Below are 13,755 nucleotides of genomic sequence, written 5' to 3' on the forward strand. Positions count from 1 at the left end.
ACGCTGGCAAGGCACCGCCACCAGCAAGTTGTGCGCTGTAGGTGAGCGTATCGCCAACATCCGGATCGGCAAATGTATTAGCGGCAAATTGAAAACTAAACGCGGCATCTTCAGTAGCGTTTTGATTGGGAATTGCATTGGCGACCGTGGGCGCATCGTTAGTGTTGGCGACGACAATATCGAAGGTGTCAGTTACTGTGCCGCCATTGCCATCATTGGCGATTACATCGATTGATACAGTGCCAACAAAGGCATTAGTTGGTGTGCCGCTAAACGTGCGTGTCGCTGCATCAAAACTTAACCACGCGGGTAATGCCCCGCCACCGGCGAGTTGCGCACTGTAAGTGAGCGTATCGCCAACGTCAGAATCGGCAAATGTATTAGCGGCAAATTGAAAACTAAACGCGGCATCTTCGGTGGCGTTTTGATTGGGAATTGCATTGGCAACCGTGGGGGCATCGTTAATAGGGTTAACGGTAATATTGACAGTATCTGTATCACTCAAGGCGCCGCCAGTGCCGGTATTGCCCAAATCATTGGTGGTGATACTCAGTGTTTCTGCACCCGAATAACCATTGTCAGGCGTGTAATAAAGCGTGGACAAGGCATTATTGATATTCGCAACTGTGCCGGTAAACACCATACTTCTGTCTGCTAAACCAATTCCAGTAGAGAAGGTTAAACCCGCAACGCTCGACAGGGACAATATGCCATGGGCAACCGAGATACTGACCTGAACACTACTTCCACCTGCATCGACATCGGTAATTTGAATTTGATTGCCGTTACCTGCACTAAAAATCAAATCAGTATCTTCGCTAGTGACTTGCGCACCCGGTACTGTGTTGACCGGCGCATCATTCACAGCAGTGATATTGACGGTAAAACTATCGTTACCAGACAAGCTGCCATCGCTGGCGGTCATGGTGACCACATCTGTCGCAACCGGGGTATTGCCCGACAAGCGATAAGTTAACGTTCCGCCGTTATTGCCCGCAAATAAATCATTGAGCTGTGCCGCTGTACCGCTGAGCACCAAGGTTTTGGTATTAACCCCCGAAACAATCACAACCCCCGTAGTACCTACAGTGGCTGCCAAATTACTGTTACTCCATTGCGCAGCCAAGGTCACGGTCAAACTGTCACCATCATCGTCCGCTACCGTAATACCTGTGCCGTGCAGGTTCATCCATGTCTGTTCGTTAACGTAGTAATCCGTTGGCGTCACCGTGACTGTGGGCGCGTCATTGGTATTGATAACCGTCAGATTAAAGGTATCTGTCACTGTTCCGCCATTGCCGTCACTGGCAATCACATCAATCGAGATAGTGCCCACATGAGCATTAAGTGGAGTGCCTGAAAAAGTGCGTGTGCCTGCGTTAAAACTCAACCAAGAAGGCAGCGCCCCTCCTCCCGTGAGCTGAACCGAATAGCTCAGAGTATCGCCCACATCCTGATCGGCAAAGGTATTGGCAGCAAACTGAAAGTTAAAAGCAGCGTCTTCATTCGCGTTTTGATCGGGAATGGGGTTGGCTACTGTGGGCGCATCATTGGTATTGATGACCGTGATATCAAAGGTATCCGTGACCGTACCGCCATTGCCGTCGTTGGCGATCACATCAATCGACACAGTTCCCACATGGGCATTGAGTGGTGTACCTGAAAAGGTTCGCGTCGCCGCATCAAAACTTAACCATGCAGGCAAGGCGCCGCCACCGGCCAACTGTGCGGTGTAGGTCAAGGTATTGCCTACATCCACATCATTAAACACATTATTGGCAAAGGTAAAGTTAAACGCAGAGTCTTCAGTGGCAGTTTGATTGGGAATGGGGTTGGCTACTGTGGGCGCATCGTTAGTATTGGCGATGACCAGATCAAAAGTATCCGTTGCTGGCGTACCGCCTTGGCCATCATCCGCCGTTACCTTGATAGATATAGTGCCTACATCGGCATTGATTGGCGTGCCCGAGAAGGTGCGTGTGGCCGCATTAAAATTTAGCCATCCCGGTAACGCGCTGCCATCGGCCATGGTGGCGGTGTAGGTGAGCGTATCGCCCACGTCTATATCGTTAAAGGTGTTGGACGCGAATTGAAAATTAAAGGCGGCGTCTTCTGTGGCAGTTTGATTGGGGATGGGGTTAGCCAGTGTTGGATTATTGTTGGCGCCACTGGACACCTGAAAAGCCACATCCCGCCCTGTATCCGCTACACCGGTACTGCTGTGAAAGGAGCCGTTGGCGTAAACATCGGCATTGTGAATCGCCGCCTTCACCTGCCCGTCATTGCTGCTGGATTCAATACGAATAAAGTAGAGCTGATTGTCGGTGAGTACCGTACCGGTAAAGTTCAGCGCCTTCCACGCCAGCGTGGTGCCTATGTCGGCCGATGAAACAGTGGCAGAACCTACTACCGTACCGTTATAGGCGCCCGACAACAAAGTCACCGTGATGGTTTGCGCGGCAGCACTGGGGTCTTTCACCAGTTGCAACACAATTGAATCTACGGTGTACGTCGCCCCTACACTGTCGTGGAAGAAGCTTTGAAAGAAAGGAACACCGGCTGTAATGATCTGGGTATCGGTCGATGGGCCAGAGGTTTCATAAACTTGGTTAGAAGAGCCAACGTTGTTTACTTGCAGATCAAAAAAATCAGAGACGGTGGTAGTACCATCGTTAGCGATAACTTCGATGGTGATATTGCCCACATCGCCATTAGAGGGAGTTCCACTAAAGGTGCGAGTATTGCCATCAAAGGTTAACCAACCGGGCAGCGGCGCACCACCGGGAATTTGCGCCGTGTAAGTCAGGGTATCGCCTACATCCTGATCGTTAAAAGTATTGATCGGGAAGGTGTAGTTATAAAACTGGTTTTCGGTAGCTGTTTGATTGGGGATTTGATTGGCTACCGTAGGTGCATCGTTGGTGTTGGCAATCGCAATATCAAAGTTATCCGATACCGTCGCTCCCGCGCTGTCAGTCGCAATCACCTTGATTGAAAGCGTGCCTACATCCGCATTGGCCGGGGTGCCCGAAAAAGTGCGCGTTGCTGAATCAAAGTTCAACCAACCTGGCAGTGCGCCGCCACCGGCAAGCTCGGCAGTGTAGGTAAAGCTATTGCCAACATCGCCATCGCCAAACGTATTGGCGGGAAAACTGTAGCTAAAGGCGCTGTCTTCCGTCGCGTTTTGGTTGGGAATGGGAATATTCACAAAAGGCAAATCGTTGACGTTGTTGATCGTCAAATCAAAGGTATCTTCCGCTGTTCCGCCTTGGCCATCATTTGCAGTGACTTTGATACTTATGGTGCCTATATCGCCATCATCCGGCACACCGCTGAAGGTTCTCGTACCGGCGTTAAAAAATAACCACGCCGGTAATGGATTGCCGTTAGCAAGAGTCGCTGTGTAACTCAGTGTATCTCCATCAACATCATTAAATGTGTTGATGGGAAAGGTGTAGCTATACAAGGCTTCTTCATTGGTTGACTGATTGGGTATAGGGTTGGCAACCGTAGGGGCATCATTAATCGCTGTAACATTGATTGCGACAGTATCTGTGTCTGTAGCATCGTTATCGCCAGTTCTGCCTGCCCCCTTGTCATTGGTGGTTATAGTGAATGTATCTGCTCCCACGTAATTAGCGCCAGGAGTGTAATTCACCGTTGCAGCAAGCGTTGCATTAACCTGCGATAAAGTCCCCGTTAAGGTCACACTACCTGTGCCGCTACCCACGATAACCGCCGAACCACCACTAACGTTTAGCACACCATGATTGACCGTTAATACAACTTCTATATCCCATAGGTCATAGTCATCAATATCACTGATACTGACCCCAGTAATAGCAACCGCTGTATCCTCTGGCGTCACTACTGGGCCTGCAGGAACCGTATTGACCGGAGCATCATTTACATAACTTACATCAATCGTCAGTGTGTTCGGGGTAGGGTCTGTATTATCACCGCCACCGCTATCGCGCACCTGAAAGCCTATCTGAGCATAGTTGGTGGCGTTTTCATTGGGCGCAGGTGTGAAAACTAATTTTCCGGCGTTTATATCCGCTATTGAAATGAATTGATTTTGGGTAACAGAGCCACTTCCAGTAAGACTTAAGCTGCCAGCAGCCGGCAAGCTACTAATCACAACCCCAGTAAAACTATGTCCATCAACATCGCTAAAACCGAAGTTGGCTGCGGTTAATGCAAGCGGCGTGTCTTCTTGAGTATCTATCGCCCAATTGAACCCTTGCGGAGGTGTATTGCCAACATCTATCAGCGCGATCGCCATATCCTTGGTGGAATCACCCGAATTATTAACAACAAATTCGCTCGCAATCACATTGCTATTGATATAGCCAATACCGACAAGATTATCGGCACCATCATTGGTTTTAAACTCTACCCAATACACCGTATAGGCATTAAAAGTCGTGTGCGTAAAGTCAAAATTGACCCAGCCAAGCGAGCCGCCAAGGCTAGCTGTAGTAACGGATGCAGTGGCAATTGCGGGGCCATTATAGGTGGCCTCATGGACAATCATCTGCACGCTGGTGGAGCTGGTGCCGTGGTTAGCCAGCATGACTTGGATGCGATCGACCGTTTGCGTTGAGGTTAATTGCACCCCCTGCATAACTGTGCCGCCAGCAGAAATGATCTGCTCGTTGGTAGCTACGCCCGAATAGAGATGTGTGACATCCGCCAAGACGCCCTGCCATTGCATGCTCTGATTGCCGTCAAACAGGGTTTTGGCCTCAATGACACCGACTTTTTCCTCCAGATCCCAGTCGGCACCGGCGCGCCCATTACCGCTTAGATCACTACTCGCCGCTATATCAGCACCAGTCAAATCGCTCAGCTGGCGCAACAAGTTAATACCACTTTGATTAGCCGCCAAATCACAACCGTACAGCAGAATATCGGCGTCTTCACCCAGCGCTGTTTTCCATGCGGCCAATTGTTGCGCGTATTGGCTGATATTATTTTCGTTAACCACTTGGTTGCCGAGCTGGAGATTGCCAGCCACGCCATGGGAAATTACATGTATGGCAGAAATGCCGCTGGCGCCAGCAAGATAATCACTGATCTGGGCAATGCCATCTTTAGTTGCATCGATATAGATAATGGCGGTGGAATTGGCATCGGTGTGGCTGCGAATATCGTCAACCAAAGTCTGGTAGTTAGCAACTCCGGTATCCACAAAGACTAGTGTGGTAACAGTAGATTGCACGCTGGGGGCGATATCCGCTTGGGAATCAATATCAAAATCGGGCTCGAGCCCTTGGCTCTCCATCATCGATGGGGTATCTGGCATATAGATACTGACCAGATCGAGCTGTTCTGCAGCCTGGGTCAAAGACTGCCCATCAGCATGACCGTCGTCAAAAACGGCAATGTCTGCAGTGGCAGAAAACAATAATCTCGGCTCTAAGGCTTCAATTAAAGGACGACGGTGACGCGTAGCTTTGGACATGGGCAAAAACGTCTCAAAATCTGTATCCCCGCCCAGGGCAATACAGACAAGGTTTAAGGCTGGGGGAAACCGTGGCATCCTTTAGAATTATGCGCTCCAGCCTAATTACTCTGCAGGCTTAACCTGCAATAAGCTTAAAAAACATACTGACTTATTATTTTGGCACATTTTTCAACTTTAACACTGCCTCATACAAAATAATCTAGCCTCTCGCTGCAGTGCTACAGAAAGTAGTAAGCACATCAAGGCAAATTGCGCGTATCGAGCAAATTCAAAGTAACGCCATCAAAGCTCACCCGGCATTTCAGGCCGCTGGGTAAGCGATTGCCGGGGTTGGCAAATTCCAATCGAATACCAAAGGTATTACTCGGCCCGTCAATAACCTGATCGACCAGTGTCACCTCTGCTGTATAACTGTGATCGACAGCACCCAATTCCGGCTGCACTTTGGCTGTCATGCCAGCTTTTACCTTTCCGTAAAGACTGGCAGGCGCAAAAACCTCTACTCGCAGCGGGTTTAGCTGCGCCAACTTGAGCACCGGTTCAAAATCAATGTGTTCGCCCGGTTCTTTGAGGCGCTCCACAACCACACCATCGATGGGACTAACCAATGTTCTCCGCTGCAAATCGGCCAGCGCGCGCTTGTGCTCCAGTTCGGCTTGACGTTTGCGATCCAGCGCCTGCTGCAACTGCTGCTGTGCTATGGCGTGCTCGGTTTTAAGTTTATCCAGCTCGGAAAAAGAGGCCGCTTTTTTCTCATAGAGATCTTTTACCCGCGCCAGCGAGCGAGTACTAAACTCCAGCGCCAACTGCTGTGCTTGCACATCGCTGGTCAACTCAGCTTGGACACGGCGCAACTCGGCCGTTGCCGCCTCCAGCCCAGCGTCCAAGCGGGCTACTACATCGCCCTTTTTGACCTTGTCATTTTTATCAACCAAAACCTCACTGATAACACCTTCAACTGCGCTACTCATCTCCACCACAACGGAGGGTTCAATCCGGCAATTGAGTTGCGCTGGCTCCTGTGTTTGCGCCAACGCTTCACTGCCACACAAGGCAACTAACAGTGAAAAACCAGACAATTTATGCATGTTGAATCCGCTATAAAAACATAAGGCGCCCTAAAATTTAGTGGCGCTATAAAATACAATTCGCTTATTACTATAGTGTAAAAAAAACGCGTTACGAAAAATGACGGATAAAAAGTTGCTGCAACCTGCGATACCACTGCACTGCCATAGGCTCAGCTGGGTGCTGAAAACGCACATAAGCGCGTTCACCATAATGGCCAGATTGCACAAAATCGTGCAGGGTTAAATCGAGCAAAAACACTTTTTCCTTTACTCTTGTACCGGACGGATTAGTCGCATCTACCGCCAAACGCCCACCACCCAGTGCCCCCAAAATCTGACTGGGCAACTCCTGGGTTGCGATTGGAACCTCTTGCATCAAGTCTGCCTCAATATTGCGCAAGGGATCGCTGGCAAATTTGACCCGGACCCCTTGGGTCGCCTGCCGAACCAAGCCCACCTCGTCTTGTAATAGAGCTGCACGCACCCGCACCCGATCTGGTTTTTCAATCAGCGCAAATTCATCGCCCTGCCGTAAAAAACTACCCGGTAAATGATGCTGGCGATTAATCCGGAAAACCCCTTCAGCAGGGCTGCGCACCACCAGGTTCACCACTCGGGATTGTAAGAGCTCAATTTCCGCCTTGATGGCATTGATGTCCTGCTCAAACAATTGCGCCTGCGCGCGATCACTGACCCAAGCTTGCTGATAGCGCGCTTCGTACTCGCGCAAATGCGCCTGTTCCGTTGCAAGATTCGCGATTAGCAAAGGGTTATCTAGCCGCACCAACTCTTGCCCCTGCCCTACTCGTTCACCATCGGCAACCAGGACTTGCACCACTTCACCGCTTGATTCCACTTTCACTCGCGCTTCATCCGGCAGCCAAAGCACAGCCTCGGCAGTGGTTGACATAGGCATGGGTACCGCCACGAGCAAAAGAGTCACCAGCACCACACCAGCCGCAGTCACCCCCAGCGCGCGCGCGCGCGTACTAGCCAGTTGTTTGTCACGCGCCACATAATTGAGCGCTTTTAGTGCTGGCCAGAACAACTGAAAGAACAATAACCAACAGCCAATCACCAACCCCAGTGTCGGAAAATAATTGGCCACTAACAAAATGATAAAAAACAACATAAACACGCGATAAGCAAACGCTGCGACACTGTAACTTGTTAACAACACAGCTTCGCGGATGTTCACTGCAGGCGAAAAAATACCGCTCACACCATAGGCATAGCGGCGCAATAAATAACTAAATTGTTGATTCGCACGAGTAGCAAGGTTAGGTAAATCACACGCATCAGTCAGCAGGTGATAACCATCAAAACGCATCAATGGGTTGCCATTAAAAAACAGGGTGGATACACCGCCGATAATAATGATGTTGTATAAAAAATCGCGCAGAAAACCACTCGGCAATTGCAACCACAACAAGAGTGCAAGCGCTGCTAAAAATAATTCTACCGCCATGCCCGCCGCCCCAACCATTAGCCGCTGGCGCTTGGATTGAAACCCGGTCGCGGCACTGGCATCGACATAGGGCAAGGGTGTGCCCACTACAAAGACCACACCGCAATCGTTCACCTGCCCGCCCCAGACTTTGGTAAATAAACCATGGCCTAGCTCATGTAACACTTTAAAACAGGGGTAAGTTAGCCAAAGCAGAAATAAATTGGCGGGCGATAACATCCGATCCAGATGCCCCTGTGTCAGCTGCGTCCAATGCACGCCCACTTGCAAGAGCGCATAGCCAACCACTAGCAACCAAACGATTCCCATAGTGCGCGATGCCAGTAAACGCGCTAGCGGCATTAATTTGTCGAGCAGACGATCGGGATTGCCAAGCGGGATATTCCACGTGAGCGGATTCATCAACAAACGCAGCCAGCGCTGTTGTTTCTTTTGCTCGCGCCGTGCAAATAATTCCTGCGTATTGGGCGGAAGATCGCACACCAATAAATCGGCGACATGTAAATATTGCAGGAGATGAATTAAATCATCGCGCGTGGGAATCTCATCGGCGGAATGATAAAACTCAGCTTGGGCCGCCGAAGCCAACACTTGTGCTAACGAATTACGACCGTTCATCGCACTGATCAAACGCCAAGCAGAGGGCGTCAAGCGATGAAAACGACCATTGCTTTTATCCTGCAGTATGTACCAGCGCTCATTGTTGTAGTCGCGCCGCTGGATATGAATATGGCGCGGCAACGCGGGGCGCAGTGATTCAAGCCGCTGCCAAATAGGATTGTTGTTAAGAGGTTGGGGTTCACTCATAACTGCATCACCACAACTTCAAGCGCAGCCAATGCCACAAATCGTGAAACCAAATCCAGCCCAAGGCTCGCTGCCCTACCATCAATTTACCGGAACCGGTCATACCGGGGCGCAATACATCCAGCTCGCGGGTTAATTCCGCATCCACCCGAAAATAATTGCGCCCTTCGCGCACTTCACTGATCGGCGTGACACGTTTGATGCGCACGGCAAACACATCGCTGGGCAAACTGGAAAATTTTACCTGGCCTTGCTGGCCGGGTTGCACGGCGGCAATATCGCGTTCATCGACAAACAACTGCACTAAAAAACCTTGTGCTGCCGCAATTTCAAATAACACATCGCCCTGTTTGACCGGCGCGCCCTGGCTTTGTGAAATATCGTCTGAAACAATAATGCCATCCATCGGGGCGACTAATTGAGTGCGCGCCAATTGTTGGTCGATCAGCCTCAACTGGATACTGGCTTGATCCATTTGCGCACTGGCAATCGCCGCTTCAACACGATTGGAATTGGCCAATGCGGTATCGTAAGCCTGACGATATTGCTGCACCTGGCTCGCCAACTTGCGCCGCTCCAAACGCAAATCTTCATCATTCAACTGCGCCAAGGGTGCGCCTTTTTTTACACTATCGCCGGGGCGCACACTGATTTTGCCTAAATAGCCATCGTGCGGTGATACCACTAAATATTTGTCTGTTGTTTGCAGCGCGGCATCGGCAGTAATGCGGTAATCGATTGGGACAAATAAAGCGACCAAAAATACTAATAGGCATGACGTAATAATTTTGCCGCGCCAGGAATCCTCCCCAAACCAACGCTCCAAGCGCTGTGCGATACGCCTTTTTAAACCCTGCCACACATTGGCATTCGCCTGCTGCCGCAATGCGAGAATCGCTCCGGCAAAATGCAATGCCTGTTGCACAAAACTGCGCTGATCGTCGGATAAGTCGGCTTGTTTATCCAGCTCGATGGTTAGCGCCCCAATAATCACATCGCCATTGCGCACCAATAAACTGTGCACCGACTGCAACTGTTGTTGCTGCAGCAATTGCTGATGGGAGCGTTTAATTAAATTGGGCGCTGGAGCCGCATCAACAGCCTGATCAATAACTGGCGAGCAATGAATGGCTGCGCCCTGCTCTATCGCCTCGGCCATAGCTTCGCTAATTGCCTGCATCGCCTGAGTGCGCTTATCAAAATTAGCCGAAAAAGATATGGCTTCCAGTTCAATATGGTTGGCCTGACACAAACCAAGGCTTACCCGGGTAGATTGCAGAAAACCGGCCAGCATATTCACCAAGCTGATTGCACTTTCTTGCAGTGAATTTTCTTTTAATAAACTGGCACTGAGCTGCAATAGTGCTGGGCTAGCGGAATTTTTATCAATAACAGGGGCAGCAACCACTGGCTCAGCCTCGGCGGACTGCTGCAAGATAAACTGCAGCCAGTACTGACCCAACTTGAGGTTCTTTAATACGGCAGGTAATTCTTTTTTATCCTGAAGCTGCAAGCGCAATAACAGCACCCCCCAGCTCTCACCATCAATCACTAGCGGCTGACCAACAATAAAGTGCCCCGCCCCATCGGGCGCCAGGTGCAGTCGTTTTTTGTCCTCCACCTGTGTAAGCGCCTCGCGCAAGGCTGCATTATTCGCTGCCGCATTAGGCCACTTGGCAAGAATTTTTGGCGGAACACCAAAGGGGGTTTGTACTAACATTGCCGCGCTGACGGTACCCAGCATTTGGCATTGCATACTCAGCCAGAGCTTGAGCGAAGCGGTAAAAGACTGCATAGGCGTTCTACGGTGATGTGTTATTCAAAAAGTCTAGTCTAATAAAGGCAATTTGTATAACTACTTTTATGATTATTGTGTCCCTGCAAAGAATAAACCAACGATGAATATTGTGCCAGCCGATTATCTTTCACTGCGGATAATGACGTTCGGCTTGTCTCTAAGGCGCGCCTTAACTGCAGCCAAAATTGACAACTTTGCTTCATCATCAACCTGACTCCAGCAAGTAATCTCCGTCAAACTGCGATAGCAGCCAACACAAATGTCGTTGTCATCCAGACAGCAATTGCGAATACAGGGCGATTCCACTGTCGCCATAAATCGATCCCCCCAACATCAATGCGCCATGGTTATGACACATCATTATAAATAGCGACAAATACTAATTATTTTCATCGCTACGACTGTTTTTAAGAGTATTTATCAATAGCTCATCTACACTCACACAGATTAGTGCTTTTTCTTCTGCGAGAACGAGGAAAAAAGTTTCTCAATGGAGATGGATTAAACGAGACATGCACAGAATAACACTGAGTAACACTATCGCGCCTGTGCCCATAGCAATAGGTGCTGTGCTATTACTGCTAATTAGCAGCGGGGTCATTACCATATGGCACAATCCGCTGAGTTTCCCATCGCTTTACCCCTATGCAACGCTAATGGCATATAACACCGCCGCTAGTTTTTTATTGTGCGGCATGGCGTTAATCGCCCTGTTGAATCAATTACGCCGGACCGGTGTGGTACTGTCGCTTGGACTACTAATACTCAGTGGTATTCGCATCTCCGAAATGCTACTTGATCTGCCGATTGATGCAGATTATTGGTATAAAACACTATTGCCCAGCCCCATTACAGTGGCCATTCCCACCTCGTCAATTACCTCAATCACTTTTGTATTTACCGCCGTTAGCCTGCTGTTACTGTTCAGCCAGCTGCTTACACCAACAAAAATCTTAGTTACCGCATTCATCGCACTGCTGATTGCAACCATTGCCAGTGCAATCATGATCGGACACAGCCTGCATTTATTTCCCAGCTCCGTCTGGGCGGGGCGCAAAATGTCGCCACATACCGCCCTCTGTTTTTTTGCCTATGCTGCAGCAATTATTGCCAGCTTATACCCTCATATACTGACTGCTTTTACACGTTTAAAGTTTTTCAATCGTCTTACGATTGGCTTTATGTTTATGAGCATCCTCTTTATTGGTATAGGCTCAATTGGCATTTTACAAATTCAAAGCGTTGCAGACATTTCACAAAAACTCTATCAAGAACCATTTCAAACCAATAACGCAGCGCTTCGGATCAAAAATCATATAGGTTTACTCAACCGCACCATCAAAGATATTGCAGTGAACCCAGCGCTGGCAAAATCCAACCAATACCGCCTCATACTTGAACAGACAATCGACAATACCGAACAAGAAATTGAGCAATTTACTCACACTCAAGAACACGAGCCAAATCTACATGCCTTGCGCAATCAATTTACACACTGGACAACAATAATAGACAACCTCTTTCAACAACTTGAACGGGGCGACATTACAGGCTACCAACAGAACGCACTGAATGAAAATCAACGCAACATCGTCATTTTGGAAACCATTTGTGACGCAATCATCAATGGTGCGCAAAAAGAAATGGAGCAATTAAACAACGAAGCTATTCAGACAAAACATCACGCTGAAAACTTAATGTTTATTGTTATCTTCGGCTTTTTAATTGTGGGATTTTTTGTGTCTGCACTACTCACCCGCACCCTGAATCAACAATTGTCCAAAGTGCGCAGCACTATGCTCGATATTGCACAAGGCAATAGCGAGGCTCATATTCCGTTTCTTGATTACCCGCATGAAATAGGTGACATGGCAAGAACACTAGAGGTATTTGCCCATAATGTCTGTGAGCGTAAAAAAGATGCTGAACTGTTGATCAAACACCAACGAGAACTGGAGCAAACCAATCAACAACTAGCGCTAACCAATAAAGAACTGGAAGCCTTCGCTTACGTCGCCTCACACGATTTGAAATCGCCCTTACGCGGCATTGCCCAACTCTCCACTTGGATTGAAGAAGATCTGGAGTCCAAAGAGTTTAGCGAAGTTAACAAACACACCAGCATGTTGCGCAACCGCATTTTGCGAATGGAAAGATTACTGGATGACATGCTGGTTTTTTACCGTGCAGGCAAAACCGATGGAGCAATCAGCCGTATTGATGTCGCCCATATGGCCAGAGAATTATTTGATATACAAAATACCAAACCCGGTTTGCAGCTCATTTTGGGAGAGAACCTCCCCAGTATTGAGACACTAAAGACGCCATTTGAGCAAACCCTACGCAACCTTTTCTCCAACGCTATTAAACATCACGATAAAGATGAAGGTGTAATTCGCGTAAATGCGCGCATTATCAATCAGGACTTTTATGAGTTTAGTGTTAGCGATGACGGACCTGGCATTCCACTCAAATTTCAGGAACGGGTCTTTGGCATGTTTCAAACACTAAAATCGCGCGACGAGTTGGAAGGCAGCGGTATGGGACTGGCGCTAATTAAAAAAATTGTGGAGACCTACGGCGGCAACATCAGTGTATTTTCGGAAGGCCGCGGCTGCTGTTTTACTTTTACCTGGCCAATCCATATCAGCAGGACACTACATCATGATTGATAAAATGTACCCTATTGGCAATCAGGAATTTAAAACGGTCAACCTGTTGATTGTTGACGACGACGACATAGACGCAACTGCACTAAAGCGAGCCCTGCATAAACTGAAATTACTCAACCCACTCTATCGCGCCAAAGATGGATTGGAGGCTCTTGAAATATTGCGTAATGGCGAAATACCCAGCCCCTATATTATTTTGTTAGACATCAACATGCCGCGCATGAATGGCTTGGAGTTTTTAGAAGCCTTACGCGCTGACCCGGAGCTGACTCATGCGGTAGTTTTTGTATTGACTACATCCAAATCCGATGAAGACATTATGGCGGCCTACCGGGAGCATGTGGCCGGCTATTTACTAAAACAACGTATGGACAGCGATTTTATCCAAGTCGTCAGTCTGCTTGATCACTACTGGCGAGTTATTGAATTACCAACCAATCAGCCTTAATTTTAAATCTGTATGACCTAGA

General features: G+C 48.7%; 7 protein-coding genes. 2 read left to right on the forward strand and 5 right to left on the reverse strand.

What is annotated here, in order from left to right:
- From AWU77_RS04420 to AWU77_RS20060, 5 genes are all read right to left on the reverse strand, one after another.
- Nucleotides 1-5,467, reverse strand: a 5,467-nt coding sequence (locus AWU77_RS04420) for a putative Ig domain-containing protein (protein ID WP_193747495.1), incomplete at its 3' end; no start/stop codon positions are given.
- Between the two features lie 242 nt (nt 5,468-5,709).
- The gene (locus AWU77_RS04425; protein ID WP_062059712.1) at nt 5,710-6,558 is read right to left on the reverse strand and encodes an efflux RND transporter periplasmic adaptor subunit; all 849 of its coding nucleotides are present in this window, start codon (nt 6,556-6,558) and stop codon (nt 5,710-5,712) included.
- Between the two features lie 91 nt (nt 6,559-6,649).
- On the reverse strand, nt 6,650-8,815 hold the full coding sequence (locus tag AWU77_RS04430) for an efflux RND transporter periplasmic adaptor subunit (protein WP_062059715.1): 2,166 nt from the start codon (nt 8,813-8,815) through the stop codon (nt 6,650-6,652).
- A gap of 7 nt (nt 8,816-8,822) precedes the next feature.
- Nucleotides 8,823-10,610, reverse strand: coding sequence for an efflux RND transporter periplasmic adaptor subunit (locus AWU77_RS04435; RefSeq protein ID WP_062059718.1), 1,788 nt, complete (start codon nt 10,608-10,610; stop codon nt 8,823-8,825).
- A 123-nt stretch (nt 10,611-10,733) separates the two neighbouring features.
- Nucleotides 10,734-10,928, reverse strand: coding sequence for a DUF1289 domain-containing protein (locus tag AWU77_RS20060; RefSeq protein ID WP_084618052.1), 195 nt, complete (start codon nt 10,926-10,928; stop codon nt 10,734-10,736).
- Nucleotides 10,929-11,125: 197 nt separating this feature from the next.
- On the opposite strand from AWU77_RS20060, the gene AWU77_RS04440 reads away from it, so the two are divergent.
- Nucleotides 11,126-13,285, forward strand: coding sequence for an ATP-binding protein (locus AWU77_RS04440; RefSeq protein WP_062059720.1), 2,160 nt, complete (start codon nt 11,126-11,128; stop codon nt 13,283-13,285).
- Nucleotides 13,278-13,733: a response regulator gene (locus tag AWU77_RS04445; RefSeq protein WP_152625264.1), complete on the forward strand. Its 456-nt coding sequence runs from the start codon at nt 13,278-13,280 to the stop codon at nt 13,731-13,733. Before AWU77_RS04440 ends, AWU77_RS04445 begins: the two co-directional genes overlap by 8 nt.
- Nucleotides 13,734-13,755: the final 22 nt, after the last annotated feature.

The organism is Cellvibrio sp. OA-2007 (genome assembly GCF_000953825.1).
In the GTDB taxonomy this organism is placed as follows: domain Bacteria; phylum Pseudomonadota; class Gammaproteobacteria; order Pseudomonadales; family Cellvibrionaceae; genus Cellvibrio.